Consider the following 16,621-nt stretch of genomic DNA (forward strand, 5'->3'; position numbering starts at 1 on the left):
GCGGGACGCGTGGAAGCGCGATCGGTTCCGGGGTTGGGCTTCCCTGTTGCCTCCGTGGCCGAACTCCTTGCGGAGCACCCCGGCACGGATGGGGGCAGCAGGTGTGGATTCACCGGTGACGTCCGGTGTGGACGGGGTCCAGCGCACAGGGCGGCAGGACATCCTGGCGATTATAGCCCGGCGGGCGGGTTCACCGCAATTGACGGGTCCCATGCGTCCAGAACGACCTCCCGGCCGTCCTGCAGGCGGGCCCGGAAGCGGCCGCCGAGATAGCCGTCGCGGCGTGCCGGCAACGTCCAGCGCCTTTCCCGTCCTGCCAGCACATAGCCGGCCAGGCCCGGCAGCAGCACGCTGCGATGGCCGCCGGCGGACTCGAATGAAAGCCCGTCCAGGCGCGCATGCAGGCGGCCCGGGTTGTCCAGTCGCAGATGAGTCTGCGACCCGTTGGATTCGACGCGGGCACGCACGGCCGGGCGCACTGACGACGCAGCCGCACCCTGGAACAGCGGCAGCGAGTAGCGTGGCAGGCTGTTTCTGCCGGGGGCGAGCACGATACGGTAGGCCTGCTCGGCGGCGACCGGGACGGCGCTGCGGGGCAGCAGCCAGACCCGCTGGCGGGCGCCGGGCGCCAGATCCAGTCGGGTCGGACTGGCCAGGATGCGGTCGCTCGGCTGCAGCCGTTCGGCGTCCAGCTGCTGCTCCCACGCCAGGATCTGCACCTCGCCCTGCCAGCGCTCGGGGCCGGGGTTGTGCAGCCAGAGTTCGGTGCGGCCCCCTTCGGCGGGCAGCTGCAGGGTCGTGGGCAGCAGGTCCAGTGCGGCGGCAGGCAGCCCCGGCAGCAGCAGGAACAGGGCAAGGAGTGCGCGCATCGGCATCAGTAGATGAATGTCGGCGCGGCGGAAGCGTCGTCGGTGGGCGAGGCTGGCGCGGGGGCGAGTTCACGCAGCTGTGCCGGCAGCTGCGGGGCATCGCTGCGCTGGTGCGGAACGGCACACGCGCGGCCGCCGGCATCGCCCTGGCAGGCTTCCACTACGACCAGGCGCACCTGCACCGGGGCTGCCGGCTCGGCCCAGGCCAGGGGGGCGGCGAGCATCATCGCCAGGATCGGAACTGCGCGAACCACCTGTCATCCACCGTGCCGGGATACCTGCTGGACGCTATCGGCCGGGCGCGCCGGATCTGTAGGGGCAGGTGCTCCCGGCACCGGATTAGTAGGTGATCGTCACCTGCACCACATCGTTGTAGGTACCTGCCGGCGGCTGGCCGGTGACCGGCGGCACCCGGCCGTAGATCGTCAGCTGCTGCGCACTGCCGGTACCGGTTCCGCTGGCGGTATCGACCGTGAGCGCGTTGCCCCAGCGCTGGTTGCGTGCGCTGTCGCGGTACAGTTCATAGGCCAGGTAGTAACTGCTGCCCCCGATGGTGGTGCGCATGCGCCGGGTCGGGGTGGCCGGGGGATTGTTCTGGCCGTTGTCCAGGCCGATCTGGAATGCCGTGTTCTTCAGGCAGGTCAGGGTCAGGGTGGCGGTCTGGTCGATGTTGCTGGTGATGCTGCCGGTGACGTTGCCGAAGTCCAGAGGGGTGGTGAGGTAGCTGCCGCACTGTGGCAGCACGGTCGCGGTCGCGGTGAAGCTGAAGGCCGCGCTGGCGCTGTTGGTACCGGTGGCGCCGCCGTTGCAGGTGGCCGGTACGGTGGCGTTGCCGAGCAGCACTTCGTTCCAGGCCCAGGTCAGCACCACGTCGGCGCCGCTGAAGGTGCTGCTGTAGTTGCCCGCGGCCAGCACCTGGTTGGCCGGGATCTGTGCGAACAGCTGGGTGGACTGCGCGCCGCTGCCGCCGACCACCAGCGGCACGTTGTAGGTCATGGTCAGCTCCTGCGCTGGCGGCGTACCGCGGGGAACCAGGCCGGTGACCTGGCTGTAGCCGGCATTGTTGTAGAGCTGGAAGTTCAGGGTGTCGGGAGGGGTGCCGGTACTGGTGCGCAGGGTCCGCCAGGTGCTGCTGCTGCCACCGCCGCTGCCGGCACCGATGCCCACGCACACGCGCACGCCGGTGGTGGCCAGCAGGCTCAGCGCCGCCGTCGTGCAGGTGACGGTGATGTTCAGCGTGGCCGAGGTGGGGCCGGGGGCATTGCTGTTGACGTTGCCGAACGGCAGGGTGGGGTTGGCGGTGGCCGTGCACACCGCCGCCGCGTGCGCCGGTGTGGCGGCCAGCAGGCCGAGCACGAGCAGCAGGCCGAGCAGGGGCACCTTCATGGCGCCACCTCGGGAATGCACGGTACCGGTGCCGGGCGGGGCCGGGCGCCGCTGGCAGCCACTTCCGGTGTGGCCGGCACTTTCACCCGGCACTGGCTGCGGCTGGTGGTGATGTACAGCACGCTGCCCGGCGCCACGTCCTCCAGGTACAGCAGGCCGTCGTAGCCGACGGTGGCCTGGCGACCCTGCGGCAGCTGCACTTCGCTGCCCACCTCCAGCGGTTGTCCGGCCATGTCCTGCAGGACCAGGGTCAGCGACGGCCGCGAGCGCAGATGGAACGTCACGCCGGTGCCGGCGCGCTGGCGGGGTGTCACCCAGTCCTCGACGCGGTCGGCGCGCATGTCCGCCGGCAGGTCGAGAGTGTCGATGGAGACCCGGTTGCGCTGCCACGACAGCAGGGGGCTGACCAGCAGCAGGCCACGGTCGTCGGTGACGCCGATCAGGCGGTTTTCCAGCCGTACCGGGACACCGGCGACGCCGCTGGTGCTGACCACCGCGAAGGCGTCGGAGACCTCGCGGGTGGCAAAGGTGTGCCCGTCCATCCACACCAGGCTGCCGCTGGCGCTGGCATAGGCGTAGTCAATGCCGGCCTGGCGCGATGCGCCGAGCGCGTAACGCCCCACGTCGTTGAGGATGCCGACCTCGGCCAGGCCGCCTGTGCCCTCGTCACCCCCGCGCACCTGCGCGCGCCAGCCGATGCCGCCGGCACTGCCATCGCCGGGAACCGGCTGGGTGATATCGGCCACCCAGGCCTGGCTGTCGCCGTTGCGCTGGCTGGAGAGGCTGGCCTGGCGGTTGTTGCCGAGGCTGGCGCTCACTGACAGGTAGATGTTGCGGTCGTCACTGGTGTCCAGGTTCTGGTTGACCGACAGGTAGGCCGACCAGCGCTGGCTCCAGGTACGCGACCAGAACAGGCTGGCATAGCGGTTGTCGTCGCCATCGGGGTAGCGCAGCCGCAGGTAGCTTGCGCTCAGCGTTCCCAGCCCCAGCAGATCGAGACCGGCAGTGGCCTGTTCGCTGATGCGCGGGGGCAGATTGTCCTGCAGCGCGCCCAGATCGCGGTAGTCGCCGTGGGTGCGTACGCTGCGCACATTGAAATTGAAGCGGCGGTTGTTCCAGCTGTAGCCCAGTGCCCATTGGCCGCCCTGCAGGCCCTGCAGGCGGCTGTGCGCGTAGGCGGCATTGAACACGCCGGCCTCGCCCGCCAGCCACCAGCCACCGACGCCGGCCTGCAGCAGGCCGCCACCGCCTTCGGCGTGCGCTTCGCCGGTAAAGGTGTCACTGATGCCACCACGCCAGCTGGCACTGGCCACCGTGCGGCTGTCGTACTCGAAGGAGCGCTCGCCGAACGCTTCGCGCAGTTGTCCGGCACCGACCGACCAGTCCGACAGGCCCTTGGCCAGCAGCTGCTGGGTGCCATAGAAGCTGAAATCCAGCGTCTGCATGCGGCCGAAGGCATCGGTCACCACGACCTGCGCGGTGCCGGTGCCGCTGATGCCCGGCTGTGCCGCCAGCTGGAACGGTCCGACCGGCACCTGGCCGCTGTACTGGCGCAACCCGTCGACGTACAGCTCCACCGTTGACGGCACCACCGCCTCGCCCAGGAATCCGGGCGTCGGTGTCAGCACGCGGTAGGGCTGCAGCCCGTAGTTGCGTCCGACCTGCACGCCGCCCAGGCGCACCGGCCGGGTCCAGTCGACAAAGCCGCTGTAGAAATCACCGATCTCCAGCGTGGTCGCCGATTCGGGGAAATCCAGTGTCCAGTGCGTATCCAGGCGCACGCTTTCGCTGCGCCAGCGACGGTCGTCCGGCTGCTGGTAGCGACGGGTGACCGCCGTGTTCTCGAAGGTGCCGCTGCCGACGCCGAACAGGCGCAGTTCCGAGCTCAGGGTAAGGTTACCGAGTGTTTCGATGCGGCTGCCGTACACGTCGTAGTTGAGCAGCAGGCCCGGCGAGGCGCTGCCGGCCGGCGTACGCACCTGCGGGCGGCCGAGCAGGGTGGTGGGCAGGGTCAGCTGGTCCAGCGGCACATCCAGCGCCAGTGTCTGCAGCTGGGCGTCGTAGCGCGCGACCACGCCGCTGATCTGATCCAGAAACACCGGTGCATCGCCGGTGGCACTGAAGCCGAGCTGGCGCAGCACCTCCGGGCTGGCCTGCAGGCGGCCGCGTGCTTCAGTGAAGGGCAGCAGGCCGCGCGGCGTGCTGTTCAGCGAGACGTCCAGGTACAGCGTCTGGCTGGCCGTCAGGGGTGTCGGGGGAGGCAGCAGGGCATCGGCGGAGACGCCGGAGATGCCGGACACGTCGGCAGCCGGAGCCGCGGGAACCCACGCGGCAGCGAGCACCGTGCCCACCACCGCCTCAGCGAGCCGGTGGCGGCGATAGCGGTGTCTGCGTCGACTCGCCATTGATCTTGGCCGTGATCTGGTCGTTGTCCCGGTCGACAGCCGTGCGCTCCACGGGCCAGCGCATCACTTGGCCGGGCAGCACATAGCCCAGCAGGCCGGGGTGGACGATACGCGGGCGTTCGACACTGCCCAGCGCCAGGTCGGCGATCTGCGCGTAGCTGTCGCCGGAATTGCCGATCTCGACGCCACTGCGACCATCGTCCAGCCGCAGCAGGCGTGCCTGCAGGCGCGGTGCCGGCGTGCCCCCAGTCGGCTGGATGAATACCGGGATCGAATAGCGCAGCACGAACTGCATGCCGCTGGCGCGGGTGGCCAGGTCCGGCACTTCGTCGACGATCAGGCGGTAATGCTGCTGGGAGGCCGGTGCCTCGCTGTCCGTGCGCATCACCCGCACCAGCTGCTGCTGGCCTGCGGCCAGTTCCTGCATCGGTGGAGTTGCCAGCAGCCCATCGGCAGGCAGCAGCTGCTCCCTGCCATCCTGCTGGACCCAGCGGAACACCCGCACCTGCAGCTTCACCGGCGCGGTCCCGCTGTTGGTCAGCCACAGCTCGGCGGCACGCTGGCGGGGCTCCAGCTGCAGGGTGGTGGGCGCGACCTGCAGGCTGGTGGCAGCGGAGGTGGCCACGGCGCTGGCCAGCAGGCAGGCGAGCAACGCCACGCCGGCGGCGCGCCACAGGCGGGGTCGGGACATGGAGGCGTGCTCCATCAATAAGTAATCGTGGCGGTGATCGTGTCCAGGTAGTTGCCGGCGGCCGCGTTGTTGGTGCTCAGGTTCAGGATCTGGCCGTAGACGATGTAGGGGACCGCCAGGCCCGTGCCGATGCCGGCCTGGGTATTGGTGCCGGTCGTCGACCCCCAGACCAGGCTGTGTGCCGCGTCGCGGTACAGCTGGTAACCGACGTAGTTGTTGGCGGTCACCGCCGCGTCGGTGTTCTTCATGCGCCGGGTGGTGACGTCGCCGGCCGTACCGGCGTTCGCACCCGCGTTCAGCGCGATCGTATACGGGGTCAGCGCAGAGCACTGGGCGGTCACCGTGCCCTGGCCCAGGGTAGGTATCGCGGTGGTCGATGCGGCGGTACCGAAGTCGACGTTGGTGGCGGCCGCGGCCGTGATCGTGCAGGCCTTGGTGACCACGAGGGTGACGTTGAAGGTGGTGGTATCGGCCGCCAGCGCCGGGCCGGCCAGCAGCAGCGCGGTCATGGCCCCGGCAAGGGAGGAGCGCAGTGGGATTCGCATGGACAACCTCCTTGACCCGAAGGTCCGTTGAACAAGGCGAAGGCGGCACGTTCGGGGCCGCTTCGGCGACGCTGGCGTCAGCTTAGGACCGCCAAGTGTCTGTAATCCGTGATAAACAGGGGCTGCGGAATGTGGGCGCGATCACGCTTTCGCTCGCCTTGCCGGAACTGTGCATGGCCGGGAACGTCCAGTTGGGTGGCGTTCGTTCAGATTGCGGCCGGATCGGCGATAATGGGCGCCATGAGCGTGAATCTGAAAACCCCGCAGGAAATCGAGATGATGCGCATCGCCGGCCGCCTGGCCAGCGAAGTGCTGGACATCGTCACCCCCCACGTCAAGCCCGGTGTCACCACCGAGGAACTGGACCGCATCTGCCATGACCATATCGTCAACGTGCAGGGCGCCATTCCGGCCAACGTCGGCTACCGCGGCTTCCCCAAGACCGTGTGCACCTCGGTCAACAATGTCATCTGCCACGGCATCCCGAGCGAAGGCAAGGTGCTCAAGGACGGCGACATCGTCAACATCGACGTGACCGTCATCAAGGATGGCTGGCACGGCGATACCAGTCGCATGTACTTCGTCGGCACACCGTCGGTGATGGCGCGCCGCCTGGTGGAGACCACCTACGAAGCGATGTGGCGCGGCATCCGCGCGGTACGTCCGGGGGCGACCCTGGGCGACATCGGCCACGCGATCCAGAGCTATGCCGAAGGCGAGCGCTTCAGCGTGGTGCGCGAGTACTGCGGCCACGGCATCGGCAAGGTCTATCACGACGAGCCGCAGGTGGTGCATTACGGTCGCCCGGGGCAGGGCCTGGTGCTGCAGCCGGGCATGACCTTCACCATCGAGCCGATGATCAACGAGGGCACCCGCTACAACAAGGTGCTGCCGGATGGCTGGACCGTGGTGACCAAGGACCGCAAGCTGTCGGCGCAGTGGGAGCACATGATCGCGGTCACCGAGACCGGCGTTGACGTGCTGACCCTGTCGCCGGGCGAATCGCAGGTCTCCTGAGGATGCTGCCGGCGAGTTCGCTGCTGGACACGCCGGCCGCGTCGCTCAACGACCCGGACTGGGCTTCGGCTGCACGGCAGGCGCTGCAGCAGGCCGATGCGCGGCTGTACCGCCGTTTCGACCAGGGCGACAATATCGAGCGCCTGCTGGCGCTGCGCGCGCGCGCGGCCGATCACCTGATCCGGCTGGCGTGGCAGCGCTGTCTGCCGTCCGACAGCGGGCTGTCCCTGTTCGCGGTGGGCGGCTACGGCCGTGGTGAGCTGTTCCCACGGTCTGACATCGATCTGCTGGTGTTCGGCGCGCCGCCAGCGCAGCTCGCCCACGAGGCGGGCCTGGCCCGGTTGTTCGCCCTGCTGTGGGATTGCGGATTGGCGGTCAGCCATGCCGTGCGCTCGGCGGCGCAGTGCCGCGAGGCGGCCGCCGACCAGACCGTGCTGACCGCGCTGATCGAAGCGCGCCCGATCCTGGCCGACGATGCGGCGCGCCGGGCGCTGCGCGAAGCAACCGACGACGACAGCGGACTGTGGCCGGCGCGCACCTTCTTCCTGGCCAAGCTGGAGGAACTGCGCAACCGCCACCAGCGTTTCGGCGATACCGCCGACAACCTCGAGCCCGATCTGAAGGATGGCCCCGGCGGGCTGCGTGATCTCAATACGCTGGGGTGGATGGCGCTGCGCGCGTTCGGCGTTCGCGACCTTGAGGCGCTGGTCGGGCTGGGCCATCTGGGTGCCGACGAAGCCGCGGCGCTCCAGCGGGAGCGCGCGGTGCTGGCGCGCCTGCGCTTCGGCCTGCACCTGGTGGCACGGCGGCCGGAGGAGCGCCTCCGCTTCGATTACCAGAAGACACTGGCCGCGCGGCTGGGTTTTGAGGACGACGCCGAGAACCTGGGCGTCGAGAAGATGATGCAGGGGTTCTATCGCGCCGCTTCGGTGGTGCGCCGGATCAGCGACCGCCTGCTGCAGCGCTTCGAGGAGCAGTTCGACGGCGAAGCGCTGCCGGAACCGCTGACCGTGGGTTTCTCGCTGCGCCGCGGCTATCTGGCGGCGAACGAGGCGGCGTGGCCGCGCGGCGACATCGGCCAGGTGTTCGCCCTGTTCGCCGGCTGGGCCAACAACCCGCAGGTGCGTGGCCTGCATTCGCTGACCGCTCGCGCACTGGCCGAGTCGCTGCCGCTGCTGCCCGCCTATGACCAGGCCGATGCCGATGCGCGTGAGCAGTTCATGGCGCTGCTGCGTGGCCAGCGCCCGGTCGACACGCTCTCGCGGATGGCCCGGCTGGGTGTGCTGGGCCAGTGGATTCCCGCGTTCGCCCAGGTCAGCGGGCGCATGCAGTTCGACCTGTTCCACGTCTACACCGTCGATCAGCACACGCTGATGGTTCTGCGCAATATCGGCCAGTTCGCCAGCAGCCGTGCCGACGAGCGCTTCTCGATCGCGCATGAAGTGTGGCCGCGGCTGCGCAAGCCGGAGCTGCTGCTGCTGGCCGGGCTGTTCCATGACATTGCCAAGGGCCGCGGCGGCGATCATTCCGAGCTGGGAGCGGTGGATGCGCGCGCGTTCTGCCAGGCGCATGCGCTCAGCGCCTCGGATACCGAACTGGTGGCGTGGCTGGTCGAACAGCACCTGCGCATGTCGGTGACAGCGCAGAAGCAGGACATCGCCGATCCGGCCGTGATCCATCGTTTCGCAACCCTGGTCGGCAGCCGCGACCGCCTCGACTACCTGTACCTGCTGACCTGCGCCGACATCGCCGGCACCAGCCCCAAGCTGTGGAACGCCTGGAAGGACCGGCTGCTGGCCGATCTGTACTTCGCCACGCGGCGCGCACTGCGCGAGGGCCTGGAGCATCCGGTGCCGGCCGCCGAGCGCGTTGCCGAGGCGCGTGACAGCGTGCGCGCGCTGGTACGCGAACAGGGCTATGACGACGCCACGATCGACCGCCAGTTCGCCGTCATGCCTGATGAAGGCTTCATCCGCCTGCGTCCGGAGCAGCTGGCCTGGCAGGCCGCTGCGCTGGTCCCGGTGAAGCAGGGCCAGGCGCTGGTGAAGGTGCGCCGCATCAGCGTCGACGACCCCGCGCTGGAAGTGTTCGTGCATTCGCCGGATCGCGACGGCCTGTTTGCTGCCATCGTGATGACGCTGGACCGCAAGGGCTACGGCATCCATCGCGCACGGGTACTGGACGGCCCCGCGGGCACCATCTTCGATACCTTTGAGGTCAGCCCCGCCGATACCTTCGCCGATGGCAGCAGCGCCAACCTGGAAGCTGCGCTGCGCGAGGCGCTGGCCGGTGACCTGGGCCGTCTGCGCCCGTCGCGGCGGGTGGTGCCGCGGCAGCTGCGTCACTTCCGCTTCGTGCCGCGCATCGAGTTCCGCGATGAGCCCGGCGCAACCCGATTCGCCCTGGTCGCACCCGACCGCCCCGGCCTGCTGGCCGACGTGGCGTTCGTGCTGCGCAACCAGGGCCTGCGCGTGCATGACGCGCGCATTGCCACGTTCGGCGAACGCGCCGAAGACACCTTCGTGATCAGTGACGAACACGACCTCCCCCTGACCGAACCCGCCCGGCAGCAGCTGCATGACGCGATGCTGGCCTGCCTGGACCCTGATCGAAACGCCGGAGACCCCACCTGATGGCCACCAAGCCTGCAAAGAAGACCGCCGCGACCGCCAAGAGCGCGGCGGCCCGAAAGACCACTGCCGCGACGGCCGCAAAGAAGACCGTTGCCCCGGTGAAGAAGGTGGCTGCCGCGAAGAAGCCGGCGCCGAAGAAGGCCCCGGCCAAGAGCGCGGAAGCCGCGCGCGCCGAGACCATCGCCCGCAAGTCGCTGCGCAGGCCGGCCGCGCCGGGCGTGGAAGAACTGAAGTTCGGCATCGAAAGCGCCTTCGAGCGCCGCGCGACGCTGACCCTGCATGAGCTGGAGGGCTCGACCCGGGTGCTGGTCAACCGCGTGATCGACGGCCTGGAAAGCGGCGAGTTCCGTGTCGCCGAGCCGGACGGGCAGGGGGGCTGGAAGGTCAACGAATGGCTGAAGAAGGCGGTGCTGCTGTACTTCCGTGTCAATGACATGGCAGTGGTCGACGCCCGTCCGGCCCCGTTCTGGGACAAGGTCGAATCGCGCTTTGCCGGGTACGACGAAGCGAAATTCCGTCGTGCCGGGGTACGCGTGGTGCCGGGCGCGATCGCGCGCCGGGGTACCTACTTCGGCAAGGATGTGGTGCTGATGCCGAGCTTCACCAACATCGGCGCCCATGTCGGCGAGGGCACCATGGTCGATACCTGGGCCACCGTCGGTTCCTGTGCGCAGATCGGCCAGCATTGCCACCTGTCCGGTGGCGCCGGCATCGGCGGCGTGCTCGAACCGCTGCAGGCCAGCCCGACCATCATCGAAGACCATTGCTTCATCGGCGCGCGTTCGGAAGTGGTGGAGGGCGTAGTGGTCGGCCACCACAGCGTGATCGGCATGGGCGTGTTCCTCAGCCAGAGCACCCGCATCTACAACCGCGCCACCGGCGAGATCACCTACGGCTACATCCCGCCGTACAGCGTGGTGGTGTCGGGCTCGCTGCCGAGCAAGGACGGCACGCACTCGCTGTACTGCGCGGTGATCGTCAAGCAGGTCGATGCCCGCACCCGCAGCAAGACCAGCGTCAACGATCTTCTGCGCGGCCTGGCGGACTGACGATGACTGCGCCGGACGACCTGGCGCAGTCCGCGATCTACCGGCATCCGTTCGACAACGTGTTCGCGCGGATGCTGCCGCGCCTGCTGCACGCACCGCGCTGGACCCGGCTGCGCCGCGCACTGTCGCGGCGCTGGCCGATGCCGGCGCTGGCCAGCGATGTGCGCGATGTGATCTACGCCAGCTGGTGGGTCGATGTGCGCCATGCGCCGTCACCGCCACCTGGCCATCACTACGTGGTCCATGCCGGTCGTACGCCTTACACCATCCTCAGCTATCGGCACGGTCACTTCGGGCCGGCCCTGGCCGGCCCTCTGCGGGCGCTGATGCCATCGCCGCAGCAGAGCAACTGGCGCTGGTACCTGCGCCGCGACGACGATCCGGACGGCACGCCGGTCGTGCTGTTCGACCGCAACGTGATGGATCAGCTGGCCTTCGTCGCCGGTGCGCGTGCCTTCAGCGATGCCATGCAACCTCACCTCTCCGTGCGCTTCGCGCATGTGCTCGAGGCCGATGGCGGCGGCCATACCCTGATCGAAGGTGGGCACGGCAGCGCGCCGGCGCTTCGACTGCAGTGGCAGGTTGCCGCAGGCTGGGACGATGCCACGTGGTCGGCGGCCTTTGGCGGCCATCACGCCCTGCTGCGTTTCCTGACCTGCCAGGACGAGGCCATCGCCCGTACCTGTGACGGGCACTGGGCCAGCACCCGCATCGACCTGCCGGTGGAGCTGACCCATCTGCGGCCGCTGCACCTGCAGGGTACGCTGCAGTGCCCACGCTTGCAGGCGATGGGCGTTGCGCTGCCCGACGGGCTGGCCTTCCACCTGCCACGCGTGCTGTTCCGGGTCGTGTCCGAGCGTCTGTTGTGAGATTCTGACCCTCTGTTTTCCAGCATTGCCGATGGCCATGAGCACCACTGTCTACGGATTGAAGAACTGCGATACCTGCAAGAAGGCGACCAAGTGGCTGGACCGCTTCGGCGTGCCATACACCTTCGTCGACTACCGCGAGACCAAGCCCGGCCCGGAAACGCTGGTCGAGTGGGCCGCGCAGCTGGGCGGCCTGTCCGCGATGGTCAACCGGTCATCGACCACCTGGCGGCAACTGCCGGACAACCGCAAGGCGGCCGCCTCCGATGCCGAGTGGAAGCTGCTGCTGCGCGAGTACCCGCAGCTGATCAAGCGCCCGCTGGTGGTGACGTCCGACGGCAAGGTCAGCCAGGGATTCAGCGACAACGGGTTCAAGGCGCGCTTCGGCGTGGGTGGCGCGTGAGCGCGGTGCTGGACCTGGCCTGCGAGCTGATCGCACGGCCATCGGTCACGCCGGACGATGCCGGCTGCCAGGCGCTGCTTGCGGCGCGGCTGCAGCGTGCAGGGTTCGACTGCGAGCACCTGCGCCTGGGCGACGTCGACAACCTCTGGGCGACCCATGGCAGCGGTGCGCCGGTGCTGGTCCTGCTGGGCCACACCGACGTGGTGCCACCGGGACCGCGCGAGGCCTGGCAGAGCGATCCGTTCGTCCCGAAGATCCGCGATGGCGTGCTGTACGGCCGTGGCGCGGCCGACATGAAGGGCAGCGTAGCCGCGTTCGTGATCGCGGCCGAGCAGTTCGCCGCAGCCCACCCTCATCATGCGGGAACGCTGGCGGTGCTGCTGACCAGTGACGAGGAGGGCGATGCGATCGACGGCGTGCGCCATGTCGCGCGCCTGTTCGCAGAGCGTGGCCAGCGCATCGACTGGTGCATCACCGGCGAACCCTCGTCGACCGCAACGCTGGGCGATCTGCTCCGCGTCGGCCGCCGCGGCAGCCTGTCGGCGAAGTTGCGCGTGCAGGGCGTGCAGGGCCATGTGGCCTACCCGGAGAAGGCACGCAACCCGATCCACCAGGCGGCGCCGGCGTTGGCCGAACTGAGTGCGCGGCGCTGGGACGAGGGTTACGAGAGCTTTCCGCCGACCAGCCTGCAGATCTCCAACATCCATGGCGGCACCGGTGCCAACAACGTGATTCCGGGCGAGCTGGAAGTGGATTTCAACGTCCGCTACAACCCGCATTGGGATGCGCCGAAACTGGAAGCGGAGATCATCGCGGTGCTGGACCGTCACGGCCTGCAGTACACGCTGAAGTGGCACCGCAGCGGCGAGCCGTTCTACACGCCCGAAGGCACGCTGCGTGCCGCCGCGCGCGCCGTGCTGGCCGATCACATCGGCGGTGCGCCGGAAGAAAGCACCGGTGGCGGAACGTCCGACGCCCGCTTCATCGCGCCCTTGGGCGCGCAGTGCATCGAAGTGGGACCGGTCAACGCCAGCATTCACCAGGTGGACGAGAACGTGCGTGTGGACGAGCTTGAGGCCCTGCCGGGCCTGTACCTGCGGCTGGTCGAGCGCCTGCTGGTGTGAGGCACGACGCCGGGCCGGGCCCGGCGCCGCCCTTGGCCGACGGTAGCGCCGGGCCATGCCCGGCGTACGACGCACCTGGTTGCCAACGCAACTGTTGCGCGGCCCCGGAAACCGGGTTAGGGTCGGGTCATGTCGATCCGCCTGGCCACCGCCGTCAACAACAACCGCAATAATCTGCGCGCGAATAATCGTGCGCGGCCGATGCGGGACTGCGCCCTGGGTAGATAGACAGCAACACACGCCCGGACACCAGAAAACCCGCATCGGCCGATGCGGGTTTTTTTGTGCCCGGGCGCAGCGCTACCCGGGCCTGGATGGCCGGTCGAACACCTTGCCCTCGTAGAACCGACAACAGGAGTTCCCCCATGTGTTCGATCTTCGCAATCTTCGGCCTGCAGGCCGGTGATGATCTTCCCGCCCTGCGCCGGCATGCGTTGGAGCTGTCGCAGCGGCAGCGTCATCGTGGCCCGGACTGGAGCGGCGTCTACCTTGATGAAGGTGCACTGCTGGTGCACGAGCGGCTGGCCATCGTCGATCCGGCGGGTGGCTCGCAGCCGCTGTTGTCGGCGGACGGTCAGCTGGCGCTGGCGGTCAACGGCGAAATCTACAACCATCAGCTGCTCAAGGCCGCGCTGGCCCACCCCTACGACTTCCAGACCGGCTCGGACTGCGAGGTGATCAACGCGCTGTACCGGCAGGGAGGCTCGCCGTCCCGCTGGCTGGAGCAGCTCAACGGCATCTTCGCCTTCGCGCTGTGGGACCGCGATGCCGGTCGCGTACTGGTGGCGCGCGATCCGGTCGGCGTGGTGCCGCTGTACTGGGGGCACGACGCGCAGGGGCGCCTGCGGGTGGCTTCGGAGATGAAAGCGTTGGTTGATACCTGTGCCGACGTTGCCCAGTTCCCGCCGGGTCATTACTACGACAGTGCCAGTGGCGAACTGGTGCGCTACTACCAGCAGCCCTGGCGCGAGTATGCGGACGTTGAAGGGCGCCAAGCCGATCTGGCCGAGCTGCGACAGGCCTTTGAACATGCGGTGGAACGCCAGCTGATGAGCGACGTGCCGTACGGCGTGCTGCTGTCCGGTGGACTGGATTCGTCGCTGGTGGCCGCCGTCGCCGCCCGCTATGCCCGCCGCCGCATCGAGGATGGCGGCCAGAGCGAAGCCTGGTGGCCGCGCCTGCATTCGTTCGCGATCGGGCTGAAGGGATCGCCCGATCTGGCCGCCGCCGCCGTCGCCGCCGAAGCGCTGGGCACCGTGCACCACGGCTTCGAGTACACCTTCGAGGAAGGCCTCGACGTGCTCCCCGAGGTGATCCGCCATATCGAAACCTACGATGTCACCACCATCCGCGCGTCCACGCCGATGTTCCTGCTGGCCCGGCGGATCAAGGCGATGGGGGTGAAGATGGTGTTGTCCGGCGAAGGCAGCGACGAGATCTTCGGCGGCTACCTGTACTTCCACAAGGCACCGGACGCGCGCGAATTCCACCAGGAGCTGGTGCGCAAGCTCGATGCCCTGCACAACTACGATTGCCTGCGTGCCAACAAGTCGATGATGGCCTGGGGCGTGGAGCCTCGCGTGCCGTTCCTGGACCGCGACTTCCTCGATGTGGCGATGCGCATCGACGCCGCGCACAAGATGGTAGGCAGCGGCTTCGGCGGTCGCCGTATCGAGAAGGCGGTGTTGCGTGAAGCGTTCGATGGCTATCTGCCGGACAGCATCCTGTGGCGCCAGAAGGAGCAGTTCAGCGATGGCGTCGGCTATGGCTGGATCGATGGATTGAAGGCGCACGCCGAGGCGCAGGTCAGCGACCGGGTACTGGCCGCCGCCGACAAGCGCTTCCCGCACAACCCGCCGCAGACCAAGGAGGCGTACTACTATCGCCACCTGTTCGAACAGTTCTTCCCGAGCAGGGCCGCGGCCGAAACGGTCCCGGGTGGAAAATCGATCGCCTGTTCCTCGCCGGCCGCGATTGCCTGGGACGCGAGTTTCGCCGCAGCGGCCGATCCGTCCGGCCGGGCGATTGCCGGGGTACACGAGCAGGCCCTGGCGTGACCGGCAGCGCCGGGCTACGCCCGGCGGGCGCTCAGCGTCGGCGCAGGCAAGGACGTATCATCGCCCCCCTGCACATTGGGGAATGTTCATGGACGTACAGAGCGAGGGCCGGGCGCCGCCGATGAAGTGGGGGTGGCGCTACGTGGCCTGGGCCGGGCTGCCGTTGCTGGCCGGCCTGCTGCTGGCGCGGTATGCCGGGCCGGCGGCGCCTGAAGCGGTCGCACGCGCCACGGTTGCCGACGAAGGCAGCTGGGCCCGGCATCTGTCATCGCCGCTGGGCCTGTTCCTGCTGCAGCTGCTGGTACTGCTGCTGGTGGCCAAGGGCGCGGGAGCGCTGCTCAAGCGCTTCGGCCAGCCGGCGGTGATCGGCGAAATGGCGGCAGGCCTGATGATGGGCCCGTTGGTGCTGGGCAGCCTGTTGCCGCAGTTGCATGGCGCGCTGTTCCCGGCGGCGTCGCTGGCGCCGTTGGGCCTGCTCAGCCAGCTGGGTGTGCTGATGTTTCTGCTGGTGGCCGGTGCCGAACTCGACCTGGCCGCACTGCGCGGACGACGGCGGTTCGCGTTCACCGTCAGCCATGCCGGTATCGCCGTGCCATTCATGCTGGGCGTGGCCCTGGCGATCTGGCTGTACCCGCAGCACGGTCCGCAGGGCGTGGGCTTCACGTCCTTCGCGCTGTTCGTCGGGATATCGATGAGCATCACGGCATTCCCGGTGCTGCTGCGGATCCTCGCCGATCGCGGCATCACCCATACGCCGCTGGGACAGACCGCCATTGCCTGCGCGGCACTCGGCGATGCCACGGCCTGGTGCCTGCTGGCGCTGATCGTGGCGGCTGCACAGGCCGGTGGCTGGCTGCCGGCAAGCCTCAACCTGCTGGGCGTGGTGGCCTTCGTGGTGCTGATGCTTGGCCTGGTGAGACCGTGGTTTGCCCGCCAGCAGGTCGTGGCAGGACGCGAAGGACGGTGGTTGCTGGGCATCCTGCTGTTGTCGCTGGCCAGTGCGCTGGTGACCGAGATGCTGGGCATCCATGCGTTGTTCGGTGCATTCGCTGCGGGCGTGGCGGTGTCATCCAATGCGCCGCTGCGCGCACTGCTGATGGCCCGCGTCGAGCCGTTCGCGGTGACCCTGCTGCTGCCCCTGTTCTTCGCCATGACCGGCCTGCGCATGCGCGCCGACGCACTGCACGCCGGCGACATCGTGCTGTGTCTGGTGGTGATCGCGGTGGCCACGGCCGGCAAGCTGCTGGGCACATTCAGTGCCGCCCGCAGCACCGGCCTGCCTGCCCGCGAGGCATGGCGGCTGGGAGCACTGATGAACACGCGCGGCCTGATGGAACTGATCGTGCTCAACCTGGGCTATGAGCTGGGTCTGCTCGGGGATCGCCTGTTCGCGGTACTGGTGATCATGGCACTGGTGACCACTGCGATGACCGGGCCGTTGTTGAACCTGATCGAGCGCCGCCGCACCTGAGCCGGTAGCGCCGGGCCAATCCCCGGGGCGTTGATGTGCCGCCGCGCCGCGCCCGCGCCGGGCCAGGCCCGGGGCGACCCCCCAATAACCCCGGCCCCAGCG

14 protein-coding genes are annotated in these 16,621 nt (G+C 68.9%); 8 read left to right on the forward strand and 6 right to left on the reverse strand.

The features are described 5' to 3' along the window. Positions 1-170 precede the first annotated feature (170 nt). From ABE543_RS08075 to ABE543_RS08100, 6 genes are all read right to left on the reverse strand, one after another. Positions 171-869 (reverse strand): molecular chaperone, encoded by a 699-nt coding sequence (locus ABE543_RS08075; protein ID WP_197601083.1) that lies wholly within the window; start codon positions 867-869, stop codon positions 171-173. 5 nt (positions 870-874) lie between these two features. After that, positions 875-1,123: a hypothetical protein gene (locus ABE543_RS08080; RefSeq protein ID WP_229765838.1), complete on the reverse strand. Its 249-nt coding sequence runs from the start codon at positions 1,121-1,123 to the stop codon at positions 875-877. Between the two features lie 85 nt (positions 1,124-1,208). Continuing rightward, complete coding sequence (locus ABE543_RS08085) at positions 1,209-2,255, reverse strand: spore coat protein U domain-containing protein (protein ID WP_197601082.1); 1,047 nt, start codon at positions 2,253-2,255, stop codon at positions 1,209-1,211. Further along, on the reverse strand, positions 2,252-4,606 hold the full coding sequence (locus ABE543_RS08090) for a fimbria/pilus outer membrane usher protein (RefSeq protein ID WP_197601103.1): 2,355 nt from the start codon (positions 4,604-4,606) through the stop codon (positions 2,252-2,254). The genes ABE543_RS08085 and ABE543_RS08090 overlap by 4 nt, the downstream gene beginning before the upstream one ends. A gap of 7 nt (positions 4,607-4,613) precedes the next feature. Beyond that, positions 4,614-5,366 (reverse strand): molecular chaperone, encoded by a 753-nt coding sequence (locus ABE543_RS08095; RefSeq protein ID WP_346475560.1) that lies wholly within the window; start codon positions 5,364-5,366, stop codon positions 4,614-4,616. Beyond that, entirely contained in the window at positions 5,366-5,896 is a 531-nt protein-coding gene (locus ABE543_RS08100) for a spore coat U domain-containing protein (protein ID WP_053518329.1), read from the reverse strand. The genes ABE543_RS08095 and ABE543_RS08100 overlap by 1 nt, the downstream gene beginning before the upstream one ends. A gap of 240 nt (positions 5,897-6,136) precedes the next feature. On the opposite strand from ABE543_RS08100, the gene map reads away from it, so the two are divergent. From map to ABE543_RS08140, 8 genes are all read left to right on the forward strand, one after another. Then, complete coding sequence (map, locus tag ABE543_RS08105; protein WP_111185881.1) at positions 6,137-6,913, forward strand: type I methionyl aminopeptidase; 777 nt, start codon at positions 6,137-6,139, stop codon at positions 6,911-6,913. A gap of 2 nt (positions 6,914-6,915) precedes the next feature. Continuing rightward, positions 6,916-9,546: a [protein-PII] uridylyltransferase gene (locus tag ABE543_RS08110; protein WP_053518331.1), complete on the forward strand. Its 2,631-nt coding sequence runs from the start codon at positions 6,916-6,918 to the stop codon at positions 9,544-9,546. After that, positions 9,546-10,595: a 2,3,4,5-tetrahydropyridine-2,6-dicarboxylate N-succinyltransferase gene (dapD, locus tag ABE543_RS08115; RefSeq protein ID WP_053518332.1), complete on the forward strand. Its 1,050-nt coding sequence runs from the start codon at positions 9,546-9,548 to the stop codon at positions 10,593-10,595. Before ABE543_RS08110 ends, dapD begins: the two co-directional genes overlap by 1 nt. 2 nt (positions 10,596-10,597) lie before the next feature. Beyond that, complete coding sequence (locus tag ABE543_RS08120; protein ID WP_197571304.1) at positions 10,598-11,464, forward strand: hypothetical protein; 867 nt, start codon at positions 10,598-10,600, stop codon at positions 11,462-11,464. Positions 11,465-11,495: 31 nt separating this feature from the next. Further along, on the forward strand, positions 11,496-11,867 hold the full coding sequence (locus ABE543_RS08125) for an arsenate reductase (RefSeq protein ID WP_180875666.1): 372 nt from the start codon (positions 11,496-11,498) through the stop codon (positions 11,865-11,867). After that, positions 11,864-12,991, forward strand: a complete 1,128-nt coding sequence (dapE, locus tag ABE543_RS08130) for a succinyl-diaminopimelate desuccinylase (protein WP_346475561.1) — start codon at positions 11,864-11,866, stop codon at positions 12,989-12,991. The genes ABE543_RS08125 and dapE overlap by 4 nt, the downstream gene beginning before the upstream one ends. Positions 12,992-13,356: 365 nt before the next feature. After that, positions 13,357-15,048, forward strand: a complete 1,692-nt coding sequence (asnB, locus tag ABE543_RS08135; RefSeq protein ID WP_053518338.1) for an asparagine synthase B — start codon at positions 13,357-13,359, stop codon at positions 15,046-15,048. An 82-nt stretch (positions 15,049-15,130) separates the two neighbouring features. Beyond that, positions 15,131-16,519 (forward strand): cation:proton antiporter, encoded by a 1,389-nt coding sequence (locus ABE543_RS08140; RefSeq protein ID WP_053518340.1) that lies wholly within the window; start codon positions 15,131-15,133, stop codon positions 16,517-16,519. Positions 16,520-16,621: the final 102 nt, after the last annotated feature.

The sequence above is a fragment of the Stenotrophomonas sp. TWI169 genome (assembly GCF_039674705.1).
GTDB classification, from domain to species: Bacteria; Pseudomonadota; Gammaproteobacteria; order Xanthomonadales; family Xanthomonadaceae; genus Stenotrophomonas; species Stenotrophomonas maltophilia_P.